Annotated in this window: 19 protein-coding genes; all 19 read left to right on the forward strand. The window is 51.2% G+C overall.

The window, feature by feature from the left end:
- Positions 1–2 precede the first annotated feature (2 nt).
- The 19 genes from rfbC to Q8Q08_11740 all read left to right on the forward strand — a co-directional run bounded on the left by rfbC (position 3) and on the right by Q8Q08_11740 (position 22,431).
- The gene (rfbC, locus tag Q8Q08_11650) at positions 3–566 is read left to right on the forward strand and encodes a dTDP-4-dehydrorhamnose 3,5-epimerase (GenBank protein MDP2654667.1); all 564 of its coding nucleotides are present in this window, start codon (positions 3–5) and stop codon (positions 564–566) included.
- Entirely contained in the window at positions 553–1,446 is an 894-nt protein-coding gene (gene rfbD / locus Q8Q08_11655; GenBank protein ID MDP2654668.1) for a dTDP-4-dehydrorhamnose reductase, read from the forward strand. Before rfbC ends, rfbD begins: the two co-directional genes overlap by 14 nt.
- Positions 1,443–2,441: a dTDP-glucose 4,6-dehydratase gene (gene rfbB / locus Q8Q08_11660; GenBank protein ID MDP2654669.1), complete on the forward strand. Its 999-nt coding sequence runs from the start codon at positions 1,443–1,445 to the stop codon at positions 2,439–2,441. Before rfbD ends, rfbB begins: the two co-directional genes overlap by 4 nt.
- A complete protein-coding gene (locus Q8Q08_11665) occupies positions 2,441–2,833 on the forward strand; it encodes a VanZ family protein (GenBank protein ID MDP2654670.1) in 393 nt (130 codons plus the stop codon). The genes rfbB and Q8Q08_11665 overlap by 1 nt, the downstream gene beginning before the upstream one ends.
- Positions 2,830–3,987 (forward strand): NAD(P)-dependent oxidoreductase, encoded by a 1,158-nt coding sequence (locus Q8Q08_11670; GenBank protein ID MDP2654671.1) that lies wholly within the window; start codon positions 2,830–2,832, stop codon positions 3,985–3,987. The genes Q8Q08_11665 and Q8Q08_11670 overlap by 4 nt, the downstream gene beginning before the upstream one ends.
- 20 nt (positions 3,988–4,007) lie before the next feature.
- Positions 4,008–5,282 carry a methyltransferase domain-containing protein gene (locus tag Q8Q08_11675; protein MDP2654672.1) on the forward strand — a complete coding sequence of 425 codons (1,275 nt, stop codon included), beginning with the start codon at positions 4,008–4,010 and terminating at the stop codon, positions 5,280–5,282.
- 48 nt (positions 5,283–5,330) lie between these two features.
- Positions 5,331–6,635 carry an SAF domain-containing protein gene (locus Q8Q08_11680; GenBank protein MDP2654673.1) on the forward strand — a complete coding sequence of 435 codons (1,305 nt, stop codon included), beginning with the start codon at positions 5,331–5,333 and terminating at the stop codon, positions 6,633–6,635.
- A 30-nt stretch (positions 6,636–6,665) separates the two neighbouring features.
- On the forward strand, positions 6,666–9,101 hold the full coding sequence (locus Q8Q08_11685) for a glycosyltransferase (protein ID MDP2654674.1): 2,436 nt from the start codon (positions 6,666–6,668) through the stop codon (positions 9,099–9,101).
- Positions 9,101–10,081, forward strand: a complete 981-nt coding sequence (locus Q8Q08_11690) for a glycosyltransferase (protein ID MDP2654675.1) — start codon at positions 9,101–9,103, stop codon at positions 10,079–10,081. Before Q8Q08_11685 ends, Q8Q08_11690 begins: the two co-directional genes overlap by 1 nt.
- Positions 10,082–10,238: 157 nt before the next feature.
- Positions 10,239–10,559 carry a hypothetical protein gene (locus Q8Q08_11695; GenBank protein ID MDP2654676.1) on the forward strand — a complete coding sequence of 107 codons (321 nt, stop codon included), beginning with the start codon at positions 10,239–10,241 and terminating at the stop codon, positions 10,557–10,559.
- Complete coding sequence (locus Q8Q08_11700; protein MDP2654677.1) at positions 10,552–12,258, forward strand: HAD-IIIC family phosphatase; 1,707 nt, start codon at positions 10,552–10,554, stop codon at positions 12,256–12,258. Before Q8Q08_11695 ends, Q8Q08_11700 begins: the two co-directional genes overlap by 8 nt.
- Positions 12,245–13,936, forward strand: coding sequence for an SDR family oxidoreductase (locus Q8Q08_11705; GenBank protein ID MDP2654678.1), 1,692 nt, complete (start codon positions 12,245–12,247; stop codon positions 13,934–13,936). The genes Q8Q08_11700 and Q8Q08_11705 overlap by 14 nt, the downstream gene beginning before the upstream one ends.
- A 17-nt stretch (positions 13,937–13,953) precedes the next feature.
- Positions 13,954–15,393 (forward strand): MBOAT family O-acyltransferase, encoded by a 1,440-nt coding sequence (locus Q8Q08_11710; GenBank protein ID MDP2654679.1) that lies wholly within the window; start codon positions 13,954–13,956, stop codon positions 15,391–15,393.
- On the forward strand, positions 15,362–16,426 hold the full coding sequence (locus Q8Q08_11715) for a hypothetical protein (GenBank protein ID MDP2654680.1): 1,065 nt from the start codon (positions 15,362–15,364) through the stop codon (positions 16,424–16,426). Before Q8Q08_11710 ends, Q8Q08_11715 begins: the two co-directional genes overlap by 32 nt.
- Positions 16,419–17,417 carry a glycosyltransferase family 2 protein gene (locus tag Q8Q08_11720; protein MDP2654681.1) on the forward strand — a complete coding sequence of 333 codons (999 nt, stop codon included), beginning with the start codon at positions 16,419–16,421 and terminating at the stop codon, positions 17,415–17,417. The genes Q8Q08_11715 and Q8Q08_11720 overlap by 8 nt, the downstream gene beginning before the upstream one ends.
- Positions 17,418–17,460: 43 nt before the next feature.
- Positions 17,461–18,654 (forward strand): glycosyltransferase, encoded by a 1,194-nt coding sequence (locus Q8Q08_11725; protein ID MDP2654682.1) that lies wholly within the window; start codon positions 17,461–17,463, stop codon positions 18,652–18,654.
- A gap of 421 nt (positions 18,655–19,075) precedes the next feature.
- Positions 19,076–20,194, forward strand: coding sequence for an asparagine synthase-related protein (locus tag Q8Q08_11730; GenBank protein ID MDP2654683.1), 1,119 nt, complete (start codon positions 19,076–19,078; stop codon positions 20,192–20,194).
- A gap of 104 nt (positions 20,195–20,298) precedes the next feature.
- The gene (locus Q8Q08_11735; GenBank protein ID MDP2654684.1) at positions 20,299–21,084 is read left to right on the forward strand and encodes an ABC transporter permease; all 786 of its coding nucleotides are present in this window, start codon (positions 20,299–20,301) and stop codon (positions 21,082–21,084) included.
- Positions 21,085–21,201: 117 nt separating this feature from the next.
- Positions 21,202–22,431 (forward strand): ABC transporter ATP-binding protein, encoded by a 1,230-nt coding sequence (locus Q8Q08_11740; protein ID MDP2654685.1) that lies wholly within the window; start codon positions 21,202–21,204, stop codon positions 22,429–22,431.
- Positions 22,432–22,606: the final 175 nt, after the last annotated feature.

A 22,606-nucleotide genomic window follows, 5' to 3' on the forward strand; every position in this document is an offset into this window, starting at 1 on the left:
TCATGCCGTTCCGTTGTCAAAAAATGGACATTCCCGAGGTTCTGTTGATTGAACCCGCGGTTTTTCCTGACGAGCGCGGTTATTTTGCCGAAATCGTCAAGGCGACGGATTTCAGAAGTTTCGGCATCGCCAAAGACATCGTTCAAGTCAATCATTCCCACAGTATCCAGGGCGTGTTGCGTGGCCTGCATTACCAGAAGAGCCCGAAGGCGCAGGGAAAGCTTGTGAGCGTTATTGAAGGGGAAGTCTTTGACGTGGCCGTGGATGTCCGCAAGGGTTCGCCGACATTCGGCCGCTGGCTCGGAATGAACCTGGATGCCGAGAAAAAGAAAATGCTGTATGTCCCTGAAGGGTTCGCTCACGGATTCTGCGCGTTGACCCCGACGGCCCAGGTGATCTATTACTGCACGGAGATTTATTCGCCGCCTGAAGAGCGCGGTATCCGGTGGGACGACCCCGCCTTGGGTATCTCGTGGCCTTTGCAAAAGCCGCTTTTGTCCAAGAAAGACAGTGATTTGCCTTTTCTCAAGAATGCGGACAATAATTTTCATTATGCCGAAAAATAAGAAAATTTTGATCACAGGTGCGGGCGGACAGTTGGCCCGGGCATTCGTTGAAAAATTAGAAAAAGAAGGTGTTCCCTGTCGGGCCGAACAGTTCCGGTCCCTGGATATCACGGATCCGGAACGGTTGGAAGAAGTGTTGGATGAGGTCAGGCCCGGGGTGGTCCTCAACTGCGCGGCGTATAACCGTGTCGACGAGGCGGAAAATAGCAGGGAGCAGGCCTTCCGGGTGAACAGCGATGCGGTCCGCCATATGGCCCGATTATGCAACACTCGCAAAATATTTCTTGTCCATTTCAGCTCGGATTATGTTTTTGATGGCACTCAAGGGACGGTTTACAAGGAGGAGGACCGGCCCAACCCTGTGAACGTGTACGGGGCCAGCAAGCTTGCCGGGGAGAAAAGCGTGCCCGAGGAAATGAAAGATTATCTGGTGTTCCGTTTAAGCTGGGTTTTCGGGGAGGGGGAGAACAATTTCCTTTCGAAGCTGGAGGGATGGGACCAGGAGAAGGGCATGTTAAAAATAGCCTCGGGCGAGACCTCATCTCCTTCCTACACCCGGGATATTGCGGAAATGGTCATGTTGGCTTTGCATAAATCTTTAAGAGGGCTGTACCATCTGTGCAACAGCGGGTTTTGCGCCCGCTATGAATGGGCGCGGTATTATTTCCATCTCAAGAACAAGGACATCAAGCCGGTTTTATCAAGTCCCTTGATCCTGCCGGCACGCAGGCCGGCGTTTTCGGCCATGTCGAATGAGAAGCTCAGCGCGGCGTTGAATGTCCGGATCCCGGACTGGCAGGACGCCGTCAAACGGTTTGTGGAAGGGTCCATGAAAACTCAAATTCCCAGTAATCCATCCATGCGGAGCCAAAAGATATGAAGAGGATCCTGGTCACAGGCGGGTGCGGTTTTATCGGCTCCAACTTCGTGCGTTTCATGCTCCAGGCCCATGAGGACCTTGAGATCGTCAATCTGGACAAATTGACGTATGCCGGAAACCGCGACAACCTCCGGGACATGGAAGGGGACCCCCGCTACACGTTTGTGTTGGGGGACCTGGCCGAGTTGCAGGACGTGGAAGCGGCCATGAAAGGCGTCAGCGAGGTCGTGCATTTCGCCGCGGAAACGCACGTCGACCGCAGCATCGCCGACCCGTCGCTCTTTGTTAAAGCCAACGTTATGGGGACTTATCATCTGCTGGAATCCGCCATGCGGCACAACGTCAAGAAATTCATCCATGTCTCCACTGATGAGGTTTATGGAAGTCTCGGCCCCACGGGGTATTTTACGGAGGAAACGCCGCTGGCGCCCAACAGCCCCTATTCCGCCAGCAAGGCGGGGAGCGATTTCCTGGTCCGGGCGTATTGGCACACCTATCAGTTTCCCGGCGTGATCACCCGGTGTTCCAACAATTACGGTCCGTACCAATTCCCGGAAAAACTGATCCCGCTCATGATCACCAACGCGCTGGCGGATATCAAACTGCCTGTTTACGGCGACGGGATGAATGTGAGGGACTGGCTTTACGTGGAAGACCATTGCCGGGCCGTTGACGCGGTGAGGGAAAAGGGAAAGCCGGGTGAGGTGTATAACATCGGCGGGAATAACGAGTGGCACAACATCGATATTGTGAAGCTTCTGCTCAAAACACTGGGTAAGCCCGAGAGCCTGATTCAATTCGTGACGGACCGGCTCGGGCACGATCGCCGTTACGCGATCGACGCCTCCAAGATCAAGCGGGACCTGGGATGGGAGCCGCAGACTCCTTTTGAGAAGGGGTTAAAGGCCACCATCGAATGGTATGTCAAGAATAAGCCTTGGCTGGACCGGATCAAGAGCGGCGAATACCGTGAGACGACGGGGGTTCGCGCCTGATGGAGAAACGGAACGATAACGCTTTTGCTTTATGGCTGACCATAACTGGACTGTATATGTTCGTTCTGTTGTGGGGTTCCTTGCTGCCGTATGTGCGGCAGGTTGAGCCGCCGTTGTGGAAAGTGATCCTGCATAATTCTCTCCATGCGCCGGCTTATGCCGGATTAACGTTTTTGTGGGCCGGCACTTTAAGGGTCATGAAGTTTTGCCGCAGGGTTTTAGGGTCGGCGTTAGCCATAGCTGTCGCTTACGGGGCCCTGATAGAGGTCTTGCAAGGAAATGTACAGGGACGGGAGCCTTCGGTGATTGATCTTGCCATCAATCTATTCGGCGGCCTGGCAGCGGTGTATGCCATACGCCGCGGCTGGCTCAGAATAGGCGAGAAAGCATGAAAAAGAATTCTCTTAAAAAAAGAGTGGGCGTTATCGGGACCGGGTTCATTTCTAAGGGATTTTACTATTCGGCGGTCCAGTCGCCGGATGTCGCGATTTCCAGGGCCCTGACGCGCCGAGATCCCCGGGACTGCCGCGATTTCCCCGGGCAGGATCTGTTGACCGATTCCATTGAGGAATTGATAGACCATTCCGACATTGTCCTGGAATGCAGCGGGCACGTCATCCACGCGACAGAGACCATTGACCGGGTCCTGAAGGCCGGGATTCCCGTTGTTACGATGGATGCCGAGTTCCATGTGACGACTGGAAGTTATTTTGTCGGGAAGGGGGTCGTGACCGAGGCGGACGGGGACCAGCCCGGATGCCTGGCGGCGCTGCGTGAAGACGTCACGGCGATGGGATTTAAACCGGTTGTTTATGGGAATGTGAAGGGGTTTTATAATCCTAATCCTGCGATTGAGGACATGCGTTTTTGGTCAAAAAAGCAGGGGATCAGCTTGGCAATGGTGACCGGGGCCACCGATGGGACCAAATTGCAGTATGAGCAGGCCCTGGTGGCCAACGGTTTCGGGGCGGCGATCTATCAGGACGGGATGCTGGGATGGGACGCTGAAAATATTGCAAAGAGCGCCTTTGACCTCGTCGAGCACGCCCGCAAGCTCAGTCAGCCCATCAGCGACTATGTGGTCAACGGCAAATCGCCCGTCCGCGTTTTCATCGTCGCGGAGGGGGACCCGCGGCAGAAGGACGCGCTGGAATATTTGAAAATGGGGCCCGGGCCCTATTACTTTTTCCATAATAACGCGATTCTCTGCCACATGGAGATCATCAAAACGGTGCGCCGCATCCTGAACGGAGGCCCGGTCCTGCTGGACAATTCGAGCGCTCCGACCGTAAGCATCGCGGCGATCACCAAGCATAAGATCGTCAAAGGGCACGCCATCCGCCATCCCTTGGGGAGTTTCGACATCCGGGGGATCGCCGTCAGGATCAAGGACCACGCCGACCACGTCCCGATGGGGCTGTTGTCGGACGTGATTTTCAAACGTGACGTCGACGAGGGGCAGATGGTTCGCTGGGACGATGTTGAGGTCCCGGAGAGTTTAGCGTTGAAGGCTTGGCATACGGTTGCGCAACGTGTTTTAAAATAAGCGGTAGAGGGAGATTCATCATGAGTGCCAAAACGATCAAAAATTTAGAAGACCGCACATCCTTTAGGCGTGATGCCGGGCAGACGCATTTATGCCGGATTTGCGAGGGAGAGACCTTCATGCTGCTCAATTTGCGGCACCATCCCTTTGCGAATGCCTTAGTGGATTCAACTCTGGTCCCTATCAAAATTTATCCCCTGGCCCTGTTGATTTGCAAACGATGCTCGTCCGCCCAATTGAGCTACTGTGCGGATGACCATGAGCTTTACGACACGTACAATTATATTACCCCCGACAGCCAGGAACTGAGAGAGCATTACGGACAAATTGTTTCTTTTTTGCAGAACAATAGGTATCTGCCTGCCACGGCCAATGTCCTGGAAATCGGCAGTAATATCGGAAAATTTCTGGAATTCCTCAAGCCGCAGGTAAATTCTGTCCTTGGCGTGGACCCCGCCAAAAATATCGCCAAAATGGCCAATGAGGGCGGCATCCCGACCATCAATGATTTCTTTAACATCGCATCTGCTGAAAAAGTCTTAAAAGAAAGCGGAAAAAAGGACATGGTCATCGCCCGACACTGCTTTGCTCATAATGAAAAGCCATGGCTCATGCTGGATGGCGTTAAAACGATCCTGAGCCCTCGGGGCGTGCTCGTCATCGAAAACGCCTATTTTCTCGATACCGTAAAGCACCAAGAGTTTGACCAGATATACCATGAACATATGTATTATTACAATCTGCGCAGCATCCGCGAGATGTTAACGCGCAACGGTTTTGAATTGGTCGACGTGTTCCATGGCCATATTCACGGCGGGACCATGTTGTATGTCGCCCAACTGCAGTCCTCAAACCTTTCCGTGAGCGGACGCGTGAGAGAATACCTGGGGAAAGAAAAGAATATGCACAAAAAGGAATTCTACCGCGACTTTATCGATGGCTTGAAGGAGAACAAGCAAAAGCTGAAACAGTTATTAGAGTCGTTATCTTTTTCGGGCGCGACGATCCATGCCTACGGGGCATCCGCCAAATCCGTGACACTTTTCAATTATTACGGAATTACGGATGATATTGTCCCCTGCGTTGTCGATTCGACGAGCATCAAGCATGGGAAATTCATCCCTTTAGTGAACATCAAGATAATCAGCGAAGAGGAAGGGCGTCAGGATCCTCCCGACTATTATTTGCTGACAATTTGGAACTATAAAGATGAAATTATCCGCAAGGTACGCTCTTGGGGCAACACCAAGACAAAATTCATTCTGCCTCATCCGGAAGTTAAAATTGTGGAATAGGCTTATGCTGGATATCCTTGTTCAAAGCGGGCCTTTAAAGGAGACGTCATGGTAGGTGATCATATTCATCAGCTGCTGGTTAAACGGGAGAAAGCCGACACCCTGATCAATATTGCTGTGCTGGGAACAGGCTGGTTCGGCAGCGGGCTCATTCAGGAGTTGTTCCGCTATCGGGGAATGGAGCCGCGCGTGGTTTTCACCCAGGATGCGGAGAAGGCGACGGATATCCTGGCAGACAATGGCGTTTCCAGATCAAATATCCGGGCCGTCCGGACGCCGGCGGAGTTACGTCGTGGCCTGGACAAGGGACAATATTTAGTCAGTGAGGTTTCGGAGCTGATCGCGGAACTGAAGGGGATCGACGCGGTTTTTGACACGACCGGGAATATTTTGTTCGGCGCCCAGGCCGCGCTGGACACCCTGCAAAACGGGCGGCATTTTATAACGATCAGCGCGGAATTGGACTGCGCGGTTGGCCCGGAACTGGCCGCGATCGCCGCTGAAAACAAGGTGATTTATTCCGTTTGTGACGGCGACCAGCCCGGCTGTTTAGCGCGGGTGATCCATGAAGCGAAATCTTTCGGCATGGAGATCATCGTGGCCGGCAATTGCAAGGGGTTCCTGGATGTCCACAAGACGCCGGAAGACATCATGCCCTGGGTCCGCCCGGGGCAGAATCCGAAAATGATCACCGCGTTTACGGACGGGACCAAACAGGCCATGGAATTGGCGACTGTGGCTAACGCTTTCGGTCTAAAACCGGACAAGCGGGGGATGCACGGCCCCAAAACCAGCAAGTCTTCCCTGGTACAGGATTTTTTAAAAATCATCACTCAAAAGGGCGTTGTGGATTACACCCTTGGGATCGACGGGGTTGATCAAGGCGGAGGGATCTTTGTTATCGGCAAAAGAGAGGGTGACCGGATATCCGAAGACATGGCGTATCTGAAAAAAGGCGAAGGGCCGTATTATCTCTTTTTCAGGGACCACCACCTGTGTTATTTTGAGGCCCCGCGGTCGATCTCCGATGTTGTATTGCTGGGAGTCCCGACCATGGCCCCCATCGGCCGCAGCGCGGATGTTTTCGCCGTGGCCAAACGCGATTTGAAGGCCGGGGAACGGCTGGACGGCATCGGGGGATACACGGTTTACGGTCTGATCGACGCGGCGGAAACGGTGCGGGCGCAGAACCTTTTTCCCGTGGGGCTGGCGGAACAGGCCGTTGTGAATACAGATATCCCACAAGACGTGCCGCTGACCTGGAAAATGATCGATTTGGCCGAAGACAACGTGGTATTGCAGCTGATGCGGCAGGGCAAGCAACCACCGGCTAAGGAAAATTTGAAAGTTTAAGGTCTGATTCCCGCTATCATCGAGCATATTATGCGTTTGAATATCAAGCCCATTAACATCCTTTTTCGTAACGACGACCCGTGCGCGTTAAGCGACGCGGCCCATGAACGCCGTTTTCTGGATGTTTTTGCCAAATACGGTATCCCTCAGGTGGTCTCCGTGATCCCCTTTATGAGCGAGGATCCGCACAACTATCGCGGGCCGCGGTTTCATGAATTATCCGAGAACTCGGCCATGGTCGATTTGTTGCGGGAGTTTTCGGCTAAAGGCCTGATAGAAATTGTTCAGCACGGGACTACGCACCAAACAAACCATCTCCATCCCGGCAGAGAATCGGCTCTATCCGACGCCGTATATCAAGGGCTGGGATACAAATGGTTGCCTTTTGCCCCCATTTATCCGGAAAAAGGATATAGCGAGTTTAACGGGTTGGACAGGGATTTTGTGAGAACTGAATTTAAAAGAGGCAGGGACCATTTGGAGGCGGTGCTCCGGACAAGGATCGAGACGTTTACTTTCCCCTGGGGGACGTTAGATCGAAACGCTTTAGAGGCCCTGAGGGATGAAAGGTTCAAGACAGCGCTTTGCGGAGAAAAGCCTTATTATTCCGTTAAAAATTTGATGGCTCTTCACAATGCCAGGGAAGATGTTTTTGAGTTTGCCAGGGAGTTTAGCAATGGCGATCTGAGGACCCCGGTTCTTTATCATGTTGTTTTTCACTCCTGGATGTTTAAAGGGACGGATTTTGAGAAGTTAGACAGCCTTTTATCCAGTCTTGCGAAAGATGATCGTGTAAGATTCTTGACCGCCAAAGAATTGCGGCAATGGCCGGCTTCTTTTCAGTCGATACGCTTTGTGGATCACAAGGCGCGCGCGTGGGCGGAAATTGCCAGCCGTCATGCCGCCCATCCCATAAAGATATTTCGACGCTATAACCTTGACATGAAAAGTTATGGCAAAGTCCTGCTTAAGGCAGCGTTGCTCATCACCATTTTCGAAAAGATAGGCCTTAAGCGTTTCTGGATACTGTCGGCGATACTGCTTTTTGTCTCGTTTTGGTTAGGGCGTATGGTGCAGGAGGCCTTCAGTATAATTTTTACGGCACTCGCAGTGTGTTCCGGAGCGCTATTTATTGTAATGACATTGTTCCTGCTGAAAATCCTCTTGAAGCGTTTGTCCAGCGGCCGGTCAAAAAGACCAATTGCTGAAAATTATAAAAAGCTTGCTTCTGAAGCCTTCCAAAACCCGGCGGATCGCGCTAGAGCCCAGGCATACTTTCAAGCTTCCTCAACCATTAAAGAACAGAGCAAAGATGATGTGAAAAAGTATTTACAGCTGCAAGGCATGCATTCCCGTGAACCTTGGCTTGCTTTAAATAAATTAACCGAGATTTATATAAACCGTAATGAAACTTTTCTGGCGCTTATGTGTTCTCTGGAGTCGTTGCGCTTGAATTGCAAACAAGACAAGGTTTATGAGCGCGCCGAACTATTATCAAAAGAATTCAAATACAAGTTTCCCGAACGTTTGCTGGATGATGAGATAACAGTTTCCGTGATTATGCCTGCAAATCGCGATAGTCAGGAAATAAAGGAGGCCATTCAAAGCGTTTTAAACCAGACCTTCAAGGATTTTGAACTCATTGTCATCAATGACGGCGGCCCGCAGGAAATCCAAAAGATTGTCGAATCATTCCATTCAAATAAAATCCAATATTTTTGTTTAGATGAGCGTTCCGGCCCGGGAGCCGCCAGAAACCTGGGGATCCTAAAGGCCCGCGGGAAATATCTGGCCTATCTGGATGATGATGATGTCTATTATCCCCATCATCTGGAGGCGCTGGTTGGCCTTTTGAGAGAGAGCCAATTCAAGCTCGGTTATACGAATATGGTCTTTTGCATTGGCTCTCTTGACCAGGGACGATTTAAATCAAAGCGGATGGGCCCTGTATGGGATGTCCCCTTTGATAGAGGGACCATGGTTTCGAGGCCATACATGGGAACAAATACCATCCTGCACGAGAAAGGGATCCTCAGGGAAGTTGGGCTTTTTAATGAAAAGTTGCGCCCTGGGCAAGATGAGGACCTCTGGATCCGTTGCGCCGGCCGCTATGATTTTAAGCATATTAGCTGTTGCACAAGCGAATATCGAATTAAAGATGATAATTGCGTCAGGCAGAATTGGGTGGACTGTATTTTTAATGGCGATCTTTACCGTAAATATTACGCCTTTTCCCGTGGACAAATCGCTTTTATCAAATATTTTCTGGCTAAAAATGACACCGAGGGAGCTTCTGTGCTTTACGAGGTTATTAAAAGGCAATATCCCGGCAGTTTTAAGACAGCCTTTGTTCTTCAGGAGGTCATGCAAATCGTAAAACAATTTAACGATAAAGATTTCTTGAAACAGCTCGTACATGATTATCGCCATTTAAGCGCCGGACATTCCAAGGAAAGGGTTTCTTAATGCCTGCGGTAAGCATAATCATGGCCACGTATAACCATGCGGAATTCATCGAAAATGCCGTGCGATCCGTATTGGCTCAAACATTCCAGGACTTTGAGCTGATTATTGTTGATGATGGTTCAACGGATAACACAGGGAAAATTGTTCAGGAAAATATTAAATCAGAGAAAATCAAATATTGTTATCAAAAAAACATGGGCGCGGCAGGGGCCAGAAATAATGGTTTGAGAATGGCTGTGGGAGAATTTGTTGTTTTCTTTGATTCAGATGACCTGTTGTATCCCAAATACCTTGAACGCCAAATAGAAACAATGCGAAGAGCAGAGAGCGACATGGCAGTCTGTGACTTTGACTTGGTGTACTGGGATGGCACCCGAAAAAATGTTATTATCGGCATACAAAGTCAGGACCAGTTTTATCAATGGATTATTCAAAATCAAAGTCCTCCAGTTGCGACGATGATAAAAAGAAATGTTGTCGCAGCGGCAGGTTTTTTTGACGAATCGCTGTTTAATACTGAGGACTACGATTTGTTTTTGAGGATATTGGCTGGAGGCGCTGTTGTCGCGCACACCCATGAAACGCTCTGTGATTATACGATTCACAAAGTGGGTATATCGGAGCAGATTGAGAATAAGATTAAAGATAAAGCGAAAATAATTAATAAGCTGAGCCGCATGTTGATGGAAAAACCGGGTTTGTTGAGAAAGGAACAGCTAAAAGCATTAATGGATAAAAACCGTGTTTACTTTCAACGTTGTTTGGCGCTCAATATCGATACAGCTTCGACTATGCCGGAGGCTGTCCGTTTTATGGAAAAACAGTATTCAGAACGCAGGGGCATGGCGCCTTTCTTGGTTAAATGTCTTGGGTACCCGCGGTATAATCAACTTATTTTTATTAAAAACAGTTTGATGTATAGGGGTTATGGGGAAAAGATCCTTGATCAAGAGTTGGCGTGGCGCAGGAAAAAGGGATGAATTAATATTTATTTTTTTACTTTTGATTGCAGCTTGTATTTTAAATAAAAAATGACATACTTGCGGCCGTTAAAATGTAAATAGCCGAAGCCGTTTATGCCGCTGCGCAAATATTGCACTGAAGTTGTTATCCAATTTACGAAAGGGGTAATCGAACATGGCCGATAAGATAATCATAAATTCTGAAAAAATTCTAAATGTCATTTACGCGGCGATCGACGCATTGAACGATTCCCTTCCAAAGGACAGGAGGATTCAAAAATCTCCCCAGGCCCCTTTGTTTGACGAGTCCGGAGCGGTGGACTCCCTGGGATTGACCCTCCTGATCGTCGGGCTTGAGCAGAAGATCGAAGAGGAACTGGGCGCGCGGGTCACGCTTGTCAATGACCAGGCCTTTTCAAAAGAGTCAAGCCCTTTTCAGAACGTGGACACGCTGGCAAAGTACATTTCGCAATTGGTCGAGGGACAAAATGGATGACTCCCCGTTACAGGGACTGCTGATATCGGATTTCAACGCCGAAGTGCTGGCAAACTACCTGAACAACGCCGAAGGTCTGCCCGCGCTGGAGGTGGCGTCCGCGGATTTCAACCAGGTCATGGCTGTCCTGCTGAACCCCGACGATCCGTCCGCCCGGGGGAAGGACTTTTTGTTCATCTGGACGCAGCCGGACCGGCTGTTCGATTCTTTCCGGCGGTTTTTGGCGTTTGAAGACGTCTCTCTTGAGGAGATCCTGGAAGAGGTAGACCGCTTCTCCCAACTGCTCCGGTCCCGGGAGAAGGGGAAGACGGTCATTTTGATCGCCGGGTGGATGCTGGCGCCGTATCAGCACAAGGTCAATGTTCTTCAGGACATGAAAAAGCGGCGTGGGCTGTCCTACGTATTGATGAAAATGAACGCCCGACTGATCGAGAACACGGCGGATTCTTCTTCGATTCATGTCCTGAATCCCCGGGGCTGGGTTGAGGCCGTCGGACGGAACGCTTTTAATCCCAAGCTGTGGTATATGGGAAAAATTCCTTTTGATTCCCTGGTCTTCAAAGAGGCGGCCGGCGACATCAAGGCCGCGTTGCGCGGCATCAGGGGCTTGAGCCGGAAGCTCGTTGTTCTCGACCTGGACGACACGCTCTGGGGCGGGATCGTCGGCGATGAGGGTTGGGAGAACATCCGCCTGGGAGGCCATGACCCCATCGGCGAGGCCTTCGCGGATTTCCAGCTGGCGTTAAGATCTCTCAAGCGGCAGGGCATCCTGCTGGGGATCGTCAGCAAGAACGAGGAAGCGACAGCCCTGGAGGCCATCCGCCGGCATCCGGAGATGGTCCTGAAAGAGGAAGATTTTTCCGGCTGGCGGATCAACTGGAACGATAAGGCGCAGAATATCGCCGAACTTGCGGCGGAGTTGAACCTCGGCCTGCAGTCCGTGATTTTTATCGACGATAACCCGATCGAACGGGCCCGCGTCCGGGAAACCCTGCCGGAAGTTTTGGTCCCGGACTGGCCGCAGGACAAACTGTTATACCGCAAGACGCTTTTGTCGCTGGGCTGTTTCGATAGTCCAAACGTGACGGCCGAGGACCTGGAACGTTCCCGGATGTACGCGCAGGAGAGGGGCCGCAAAGACATGCTGACCCAGGTCGGTTCTTTAGACGAGTGGCTTAAAAGTCTGGATATTAAAGTGAAGGTCACTCCGTTGTCCAAAATGGATTTGGCCCGGACGACACAATTGCTCAATAAAACCAACCAGATGAACCTTTCCACCCGCCGGATGTCGGAACCCGAGCTGGAGGCCTGGGCGGCTCATCCATCGAGAAAATTGTGGACGTTCCGCGTCGCCGACAAATTCGGGGACTCCGGCCTGACCGGGATCGCCAGCGTGGAGATCGACGGCCCCGTCGCCCTGATCGTGGATTTCATTTTAAGCTGCCGGGTGTTCGGCCGGAAGGTCGAGGACCTTATGCTCCATGTCGTTTATGCATACGCACGGGAACGCGGGGTGACGCAACTGCAGGCCAGATATCTCCCGACGGCAAAAAACAAGCCGTGCCTGGAATTTCTCCAGCGCTTGAAGGTGAATGAACCCGAACCTCAGCTGTTTGTCTGGGACATGACCCAGGGATATGAGGTCCCGGAACAATTGACTGTGGACATCTCCGAGGGAGCGACAGATGTCATCGCATAATCCATCCAAAGCTGGTTATGACCAGCCTGTCTCTGAGGCGGTGTTAATCATTTCGCCGGAGATGATCAAAATGTTCGCTGCCCTGACCGGCGATTTCAGCTCTCTGCATATGGACGCCGATTTCGGGCGGACCTCGGCGTTCCGGGCGAATGTCGCGCACGGCATGCTGCCCGTTCTTTTCGTGCTTTGTCCGTCCGTGTGCTGGAGGCATGGGAAAAGGGCATGGATCCAAAAATTGTCAGGAACATTTCTCAAACCCGTATTTGCGGGAGATGAACTGCGCGTGGCCCTGGAACCGGCACAGTCGGACCAGGATACGGCCGCATTTGAGTTCAGTATCATTCATACCGCTTCCAAGGCGGTTGTGACGATGGGAAAGATTGAATTGTGTTATGGCCACCCGGGTGAATCCTCGCCGGAACGGCCACTTCCGGATGCCGGGTCTTTGTTGCTGACGCCGTTAAAAGAGCGTGAAAATGTCACAGTAGAAAAAGGGACGAGTGATTCGTTTCCCTTTCGATTGTCCCTCGGGACCAAGGGAGGGCTTCTGGACATCCTTCGCGCCGGCTTGTTGAATGGAGATGCCTTCCCAGCGGACGCGTGGGACACGCACTGTGACTCGGCGAACCTGCTGTCCGTTTCCCTGTGCTCAACTTTTGTCGGAATGTGCATCCCCGGGAAAAAGGCCACTTTTATAGACTTTCATGCGGAATTTTTGTCCTCTTTGCCATGGGATCAAACGTACCGGTTTGCCGGGGAGATCAAATTCCACTCGCCTTCGACCAACATCCTGGTTGAGAAATGGGAGGTTCTAAATGCGGAAGGGGATGGGCCAATGCTCGCAACAGGCGACATAAAGACCCGTGTCAACAATCCGCGGCGATTGATGCCGAGCGTTGCAGAATTGAAGGAGAGGGCCCTCGACCTTCAGTTGAACAATAAGGTCGCTTTGGTCACCGGCGCCAGCCGTGGAATCGGCGAGACCACGGCCAAACTGTTGTCCCTGTTCGGGGTTTCGGTGGTTGTTAATTATCATCGTGGAGAAGCGGATGCCCTGCGCGTTGTCCGGGAGATCGAGCAGGCCGGAGGAAAAGCCCTGGCGTTCCAGGCCGACGTCGCCGACCGCCGTCAGGTCGAAGCGATGGTCAGGGCGGCCGTTGAGAAGTTCGGCCGGATCGATATCCTCGTTAACAACGCGGTCCGGGATTTTCGGCCGACGCCGTTTCTTGAAACGACGTGGGAAGAGGCCCAGAAGGATATGGACGTGATCGTGAAGGGCGCGTTCAACTGCTGTCAGGAAGTTTTGCCGCTGATGGTGGCAAGGAAAGCGGGAAAGATCATCAACGTGGGGACGGTGGCCGTGGATAATCCGCCGCCTCATCAGGCCAAATACGTCGTTGCCAAGAGCGCCCTGGTCGGCCTGACCCGAAGCCTTGCGGTCGAATTTGCCGGCCAGAACATCCAGGTGAACATGGTTGTCCCCGCTTTTCTGGAGACCGATCTGACCGGGCACATGGCCAAGGTTTTTGTCGAAAAGATCAAAAGCGATTCGCCGATGAAGCGCAACGCCTCCCCGGAGGACGTGGCCCAGGCGGTCGTTTTTCTGGCGTCGTCTTTTTCATCGTACACAACGGGACAGAAGATCATGGTCACTGGCGGTCAGGCGCCGCTTCTGTAAAACAAAGGTTCTCACAGATGTTATTTAATTCCTTAAAATTCTTTCTTTTCCTGGTTCCGGTTTACCTGCTCTACCTGCGGTTAAACCATCGGTGGCAGAATCGGCTATTGCTCGTCGCCAGTTATGTATTCTACGGATCGTGGGATTGGCGTTTTTTGTCCCTGATATTGCTGACGACCACGGTTGACTATTTTTGCGCGCTTAACATTTCCCGGACAGAGAACCCCGTTGTCCGCAAGCGATTTTTGATGTTGAGCATTTTTTCAAGTCTGAGCATCCTGGGCTTTTTTAAATATTTTAATTTTTTTGCCGGCAATTTGGGCAGGTTGTTAAATGTCTTCGGGATCGCGGCTGACCCGTTTTACCTGAATATTATCTTGCCGGTGGGGATATCCTTTTACACGTTTCAAACAATGAGCTATACCATCGATGTTTATCGAAAGGCGTTAAAACCCACGGACAGATTCTTTGATTTCGCCCTGTATGTGTCTTTTTTTCCCCAGCTGGTTGCCGGGCCCATTGAGCGGGCCGTCAACCTTTTGCCGCAGGTCCTCAAACCCCGGATCGTCCGGCTCGACAAGTTTTACGAGGGGTGTTTTTTGATTTTTTGGGGATTATTTCTGAAAGCCGTGATAGCGGACAACCTTGCCAAGGTGGTGGAGACTGTCTACGCGGTCAAAGTACCGCCTTTTAACGGTATGGAAGTTCTCTTTGCCTCCTACGCCTTTACATTTCAGATCTATTGTGATTTTGCCGGTTACAGCCACATCGCGCGCGGGTTGGGGAAGATCATGGGGTTTGAGCTGATGATCAATTTCAATCTGCCGTTTTTTGTCACCAATGTCCAGGATTTCTGGAACAGGTGGCATATCAGCTTAAGCTCGTGGCTGCGGGACTATTTGTATATCCCCCTGTTCCGCGGGATGCGGTTTTTGGCGGGGAACGTCCGGGTCTACGCGGCGCTGATGATCAACATGACCGTGATCGGGCTGTGGCACGGGGCCGGATGGAACTATATCCTTTTCGGGGTTTATTACGGGTGTTTATTGTGCGCCTATACTTTTATCCGGATGCACTGCCAGAATTGGATCGTCCCGAAATCCGGCTGGGGAAAAGCGCTATGGTATGCCGCGCGCGTTGTTTTCATGTTTCAATTGATCTCCATCGGCATGCTGCTGTTTCGCAGCATTAACGGCGCGTCCGTCGCTTTGCACATGCTGTCCTCTGTCATATTCAACTTTACCATGAGCGAGAATGTTGTGCCGATGATCTCAAAAACCGTTTATTTCATCTGGATCCTGCTTGCCGTTCAGGTTATTCAATACCGGACAAAGGATGTGCTGTGTGTGTATAAGGCGCACCCTGTCTGGAAGGTCCTTTTTTATGTAGTTTGTATTTTTTATTTTACGGTTTACGGAGTGACCAATGGTAACCAATTTATCTATTTCCAATTCTAAGAAACTGCCCTGGCCGTTTATCGCGAGCCTGCTCTTATTCACGTTATTGCAGGTCGGCCTGGACCGCTGCCCGGCCTTCTGGCGTTATGCCGAGCATAATTACCGCTTCCATTCCGACGACGCCCTCCGGTTGGTAAGCGTATTGCGTCGTATTCCGCCTGATGCGTCTTTTAAAAAAGTGCTCATGATCGGGACAAGTCAGGGCAGGGAGGGGATTGATTTTGATGTTCTGAACGCCCATTTTAGCAGTCAAAATATTCGTTTCTATGACTTGGGAGTCATCGGGAACTTTCATCCCATCGACCTTTACATGTTAAAGGATCGCATTCTTGCCACAAAACCCGACGTTGTCGTCTATTCGCCGCACGTGGAAACTTTTTATGCACCATATAAGCTGCAGCCCGCCAACAACCTGGAATATTATTTCAATCCCAACATCATCCCCGGACTGGCCAAGCACCTGCGCTGGGAAGATTACGACAAGGATTTCCGGGGCGACTTGCTGGACTCCTTGATTGGCTCTTTCTCGTTGTTTTACAAGTTCCGCAATCATTTCGATTCAGTTTTTTTCACCAGCCTGCAATATTCTTTGGGCGTCGTAAAACGCCCGGAACAAAAAATGTCATTCTTTACGAAGCCCTATGACGGATCCTACTATAAAAGGCAGATTGAAAGCAAACAAGAGAATCCGCGCTACCGATATACCCGTTATACTGACCTTTACCAGGAATTGTTTACGATCTTTGTCCGGGACGTGGCTTCCCGCAACATCAAATTTATAGTGCTTTCCTGTCCTTTACATCCGCTGTTCCCCAAGATTTGCTCGCCCCAGGTCATGGCGGCCTATCAGGGGTTCTTGGCGGACCAGTCCCGGCAGACCGGTTTTACTTACACGCCCAACAAAGAATTGCCGGTCTTTACGGCCGGCGAATTCAATGATTTCACGCACCTGACACTTCCCGCGCGCAAACGTTTTACTCAATTTTTGATCGGGTATTTTGAGCGGGAGCTCAAGGACCTTCAACATGAATAATCCGCGAGTAGGGGTCATTGTTATCAATTGGAATTGTTTCCAGGACACCGCAGAGTGCGTCGAGGCCCTTAAAAAAAGCACGTATCAGAATATTGAAATCATCGTTGTGGACAACGCTTCCACCGACGGTTCCGCGGAAAAAGTTGAGCAGTCCATCCCGGGCATTGTCTTTATCAAAAGCAAAGATAACCTTGGCTGGGCCGGTGGGAACAATTTGGGCGTGAGGGACGCCTTGAATAAAGGGATTGATTATGTGCTGTTATTGAATGCCGACGCCTTTGTGGAGCCGGACACAATCGAGAAGATGGTCCGAAAGGCCGAATCTTCTCCAGACATCGGGTTGGTCAGCCCGGTCTTGTATTATTTTAGTTCCCGGCGCTTACAGCATTGCGGGGCCGGGATCAATTGGGAGAAATGCACGAAGATATGCCCGACGGACATCCGGGATATTGACAAGATACCACCGGACCGGTTCTGGGTGTGGTTTACCGCGACCCTGGTCAAGCGCAAGGTCATTGACGTCATCGGGCTGTTCGAGGAAAAATATTTTTGTTACTGCGAGGACCAGGAGTACTCCTTGCGGGCGTACCGGGCCGGATTCAAGATCGCGGTCGCCACGGACGCGAAGGTCTTTCACCGCTGCCATGAGATCGATGTGAAAGGGCAGGCAGACCTGCCCCCGTATTTCTTTTTCTATATTACCCGGAACAATTTCTTTTTCTTTCAAAAATACAGTTCTCGGAAGTTCCGGTTTTATCGCAAATTTCTTGCTAAGACCTTTGCGGAACTGGGCCATTCCCAAAAGGAGGGCCGTCTGGAAGCTGTTGACGCGTATCTGGACGGGCTGTACTGCGGATTGAAAGGCATCGCGGGCCGTTGGGACAAAACAAAAAAAATGCCCCGATGGATTAAAGCGATCATTCTGGCTCATCCGTTCTTTTGGTCAGACATGTTAAACGGTGATTTTTTGAAGATTTTCAAATTGAGATAGGGATATTAAACGATCTTCGTGTAAAATCATTTTGGACGGCGGAATGAAACACTACATTTTTTTGCGTATTTTAAGAAAAAATTGCGGCTGGGGAGGCTTTGAAAAACGGCTTTTGGAGTATTTTGAAAGCGTGGATTATACCAAGACCCGTGTTACCCTGGTGACCAATTTTGATATCCATTCTGGACGGATACGCCAGAAGGGGCTTCCGGTCGAGGTTAAGCTTTTTCCCTTGGCCAATCCGAGTAAGCCGCATATGCCGTTGGGCGCCAGGTATCGTTTTCTGGCTTCTCTTAAGCCCGATGTGATCGTCCTGACCCAGGGCGCGTTCACCGATTTTATCCTATCGGATTTTTGGGCCGCGTTTATGGTTTGCCCTGGCCGGATATATTCGTTGGAAGCGCTCGGCGCGCCGGAGCCGCCGGCGAGGAGCCATAAAAAGTTTTTCAGCTTTATCCCGGGGTTCGGATTGTGGTGGTACAAGCACATGCTGGCCTGCGGCTTAAAGGGATGGCTGTGCCGCTATATTGTGTGCAATGGTAATGATTCGAGGGACAGGCTGGTCAAGTGGTATGGTTATCCCAGACACAAGACCGTGACGGTTTATCATGGCGTGGATTTGGAAGTTTTTCATCCGGATGCCATGGCCAAGGCCCGATTGCGCCATTCGTGGGGGATCGGACCGGGTGACAAGGTGATCGTTTCAACGGCGCGCTTGTCGCCGGAAAAACGCATCGACCGCCTGATTGACGCGTTTGGCGAAATTGACGGCGTTCCCAGCTCATGGCTTTTCCTTGTGGGGGAGGGGCCGCTCAGAAAGGATTTGGAACGGCTGGCCGGAACGAAAAAAAATGCCGGTCGGATCGTCTTTGTAGGGTTTCAGGAGTGCGTTATGGATTTTTTGCAGATGAGCGACATCTTCGCCCTGCCTTCGGATATTGAAGGGCTTTCGAACGCGATGCTGGAAGCCATGGCCGTGGGCCTGGTCCCCGTGGTGACGGATGTCCCGGGGGCCGGCGAAGCGATGCAAAACGGGGTTAACGGGTTTATCGTGCAGAAATCAACCCAGGACATGTACGCCGGTTTGCGCCGGGCCTTGATGTTGTCAGGGCAAGAGGCGCGAGAAATATCTTCGAAGGCCCGGGAATGTATTCTAACCCGGTTTAATCAGGAGAGAGGCACGCGCGAGACCCTTGAACGGCTGGGGATGGCCCAAAAGCAGCTGCCATTGAACTGATATGAATGGAAATTTAAAACAGGAACAGTATTTTCATGTCAAACTCACAGGGGGGAACCCTGTCGTCCGTGGGCATCAAAATTGCTTCTTGGGGCACAAAGTCCCGGGGGAATCCGGCCGGGAGAGTGAAGGGGTATTTGTGGAATGGAAATGGGATGGGGCGGCCCTCCAGGTGAAGACGGATCAATTTGCTTTTTATCCCGTCTATTATTGGTGCGGCAGTCAGGAATTTGCCATATCAACATCCATTATGAAGCTCTTTGAGTTAGGGGCCCCAAAAGAATTGGATTACACGGGGCTGGCCATATTTTTGCGTTTAAGCTCTCTCATCGGTGAATACACTGTCTTTAAACATATCAAGGCGCTGCCACCCGGGGCCGAATTGAAATGGTCGCGAGGACAACTGTCGGTCAAGTCACATATGGCAGTCGAAAAGGTTAATAAAATCCCCAGGGACGACGCCATTGACCAGTTTATCCATCTTTTCAGAAGATCGATTGCAAGGCGGTTGCCGAAAGATGATGATTCCGTTGTCCCGTTAAGCGGCGGCCGGGACTCCCGGCACATCCTGCTCGAGTTGGTCCAGCAGGGCCGCAAGCCGAAATTTTGTATAACGTACGAGCAATTCGCCGGCAAATCCTTTGGAGAAGATGTCCGTGTTGCGGCGGCGTTGTGCCGGGAACTTGAGATCAAGCATGTCTGTTTGAACCAAACGGAAAAATATTCTGCGGTGGAAATCAGAAAGAATTACCACACGAATTTTTGCAGTGATAAACACCAGCAAATGTACGTTCTGGCCGAGTATCTCGCCGACAGCACAGAAGTCCTCTATGACGGTCTTGCGGGCGATACTTTATCAAAATCAAATTACCCGAGTCTGGCTTATGTTGAGCTGTACCGGAAGCAGAAATATGAGGAGTTGGCTATAGACTGTTTCCGGCGTTATTCTTGTGATGAGAATGATTTCCGCCGTTTTTTTCACAAGCAATTTTATGCGAAAATTAATTTCGATCAGGCCATTGCCGCCTTGGCGTCGGAATTGAAAAAATATGCGGCGGCGGCAGACCCTTTTACGGCATTTCGTTTTTGGAACCGGACACGGAGAGACATCGCCCTCCTGCCTTACCGGGTTCTTGAACGAGTCCCGACCGTTTTTACGCCGTACCTCGACCATGAACTGTTCCGGTTTTTATCGTCCCTGCCTGGGGACATGGCAGGCGACAGAGAATTTCACACGGACAGCATCCGCCGGGCTTACCCCCGGCACGCCCATATCCCTTTTGAGAATGAAGGACCTAAGAAATCGCCCGCCATTCTGGATAAAAAGACGGCAGAGATCAACCGGGGGGTAGCCTTTTATTACCTTTCACGATTTAAATTCCGGGGGTCTATATTTGACACGAACTATTTGTTGCCGCGCATGATGCGATGCCTTTGTTCAACCAAATACGCGGCAAGCTTGAACTGGCTGCCCATGCCGCGGGTATTATTTTTGACGCAGTTGGCGGATTTTGTCGAAAAACCATACAGGCTTGCGTAATGTGGTGATATCTTTGGCCGTATTTTTCATTGAAGAGGAAGGTGAAATATTCTCGGACGGTTTTAACACCAGGGGTCTTGAGCTAAAGAATAAAGGAGAACGAAATGTTTAAAGCGATCAAGGGAATTTTTCAGTACCGGGATTTATTGGTGATGCTCACAATGCGGGACCTGCGGGTCAGGTATAAGCAGGCCGCCATGGGGTTTCTCTGGGCCGTCTTCATGCCCATTGTGGCGGTTTGCGCCGGGATTTTGATCAAAAAAGCCATGGCCGTCGTGTCCCAGAAGCCCCTGGAGATTCAGGGGATTATCTCCATTATCGTCAAAACCCTGCCGTGGACCTTTTTTATCAGTTCAATCCGGTTCGCCGTTCAGGCGCTGGTCGGCAATAGTTCTCTTGTGACGAAGATCTATTTCCCCCGCGCGGTTTTGGTCTTTGCCTCCATTTTGGCTTGCCTGTTCGATTTCAGCGTGGCCCTGGTGGTCGCGGTTATTCTTCTCGCGGTCTTTCAGGTGGGGGTCAGCATCTATCTTTTGTGGGTGCCCCTGCTGGTGCTCCTTTTGATCCTTTACACCATCGGCCTGGGGCTTATTTTATCCTCCGCCAATCTTTTTTACCGGGATGTCAAATATGTGGTTGAGATCCTGCTCATGTTCGGGATTTTCTTTACCCCGGTCTTTTATAACTCCGATGCGTTCGGCCGGTGGGAACCGCTCATGCTGATCAACCCCCTGGGAAGCATTTTGGAAGCCCTCAGGAGCGCTGTCGTGCTGCACCAGATGCCGGACATTTTTTGGCTTAATTACGCGGTCGTCACGTCCTTGGCGGCGTTTTGGTTCGGGATGTATGTGTTCCATAAAAAGGAGCCGCTGTTCGCGGAGAATATCTAATCCCGGTTGTTTCAAAGAGGTTGAAGAAATCCGTAAAATGATCACGGGATCATGAAATATTTACGAAGCCTTATATAATTCGCAACTCATCGAACTCGTTAACAGGAGAACTCCTTTATGAACGCTATCGAATTCACCAATGTTTGGAAGAAGTTTAGAAAAGGGGAGAAGTTCAATTCTCTTCGCGACGCCATCCCGAATCTTTTTAAAAGGGAGGACAGCAGTCTGACCCTTGAGGACAAAGAATTCTGGGCGGTCAAGGATGTGAGCTTCAACATTGAAAAGGGCGGCGTCATCGGCATTATGGGTCCCAACGGTTCCGGGAAAAGCACGACCCTCAAGCTGCTCTCCCGCATCATGGAGCCCAACAAAGGGGACATTAAGATCAACGGCCGGCTTTCGGCCCTGATCGAGGTCACCGCCGGGTTCCATCCCGAACTGACCGGCCGGGAAAACGTTTACCTCAATGCCACCATCCTGGGGATGCGCAAGAAGGAGATTGACGATAAATTCGATGAGATCGTGGAGTTCTCGGGCGTCGGAGAATTCATTGATACGCCGGTCAAACGGTATTCCTCGGGGATGTATTCACGGCTCGGGTTCTCGGTGGCGGCGCACATGGAACCGGACATCCTTTTGGTCGATGAAGTTTTGTCGGTCGGGGATATCGCGTTCCAGGCCAAATGCGCCCAGAAAATCCGCGAACTTTTAAAGTCCGGGGCCACGATCGTGCTCGTTTCCCATCAGTTAGGCATGATCCAGAGCCTGTGTGACCGGGTCATCTTATTGCAGAACGGGGCAGTAGTCCGCGACGGGGCCGTCGGCGATGTGATCCCGCTGTATCAGAACATTGTGCTTGAAAACAGGGAAAAGGAGTTGAGGCACCGCATGAATGTCTTGAACAAACAGTTGAAAGACGACGCGCGGCCTTTGATGGACATCACGGAAGTCCATTTCTCTAAAGGGGCGCCCGGCCATAAAGACACGTTCGATATCGGCGATTCCCTGGAGTTGACACTGGAATACGCGGTGAGAGAGCAGATCGACAGCCCGATATTTATCGTGGACCTTGTCAGGTCCGATGGTGTTGTGTGCAGTCACGCGCGCTCTGATGAGGCGGGAGCCAATCCCGGCATTCTTGACGGCCGGGGGCGGCTGAAGATTGATCTGGGGAAATTATACCTGGCCCCGGGAGTTTACATGGCCAAACTTTCGGTATGGGACAGAAATTTGATCCACACCTATGTGGTCCGCAGCAAGGACATCCTTAGGATTGCGTCGAACAACCGCCACAGTCAGACGGACGCGGTTCTCTTGCCGGAGATTAAATGGGAATTTAGCGGATAACAGGGAATGACAGGGTTGCCGGAAAGCCATGACACATGGATCGTGAGCGCACCCGTCCCGGCCACCCGTCTTCTGACATGGTTGCCGCGCGCTCAATTCCCCCGAAAACCTCAATCCCCCTGCCGGGTCCCGTTGGATGCAGAGGCCTTCCCACCCCGTTTCTTTGGCTTCGAGA

The organism is Candidatus Omnitrophota bacterium (assembly GCA_030688425.1).
In the GTDB taxonomy this organism is placed as follows: Bacteria; Omnitrophota; Gorgyraeia; order Zapsychrales; family JANLHA01; genus JAUYIB01.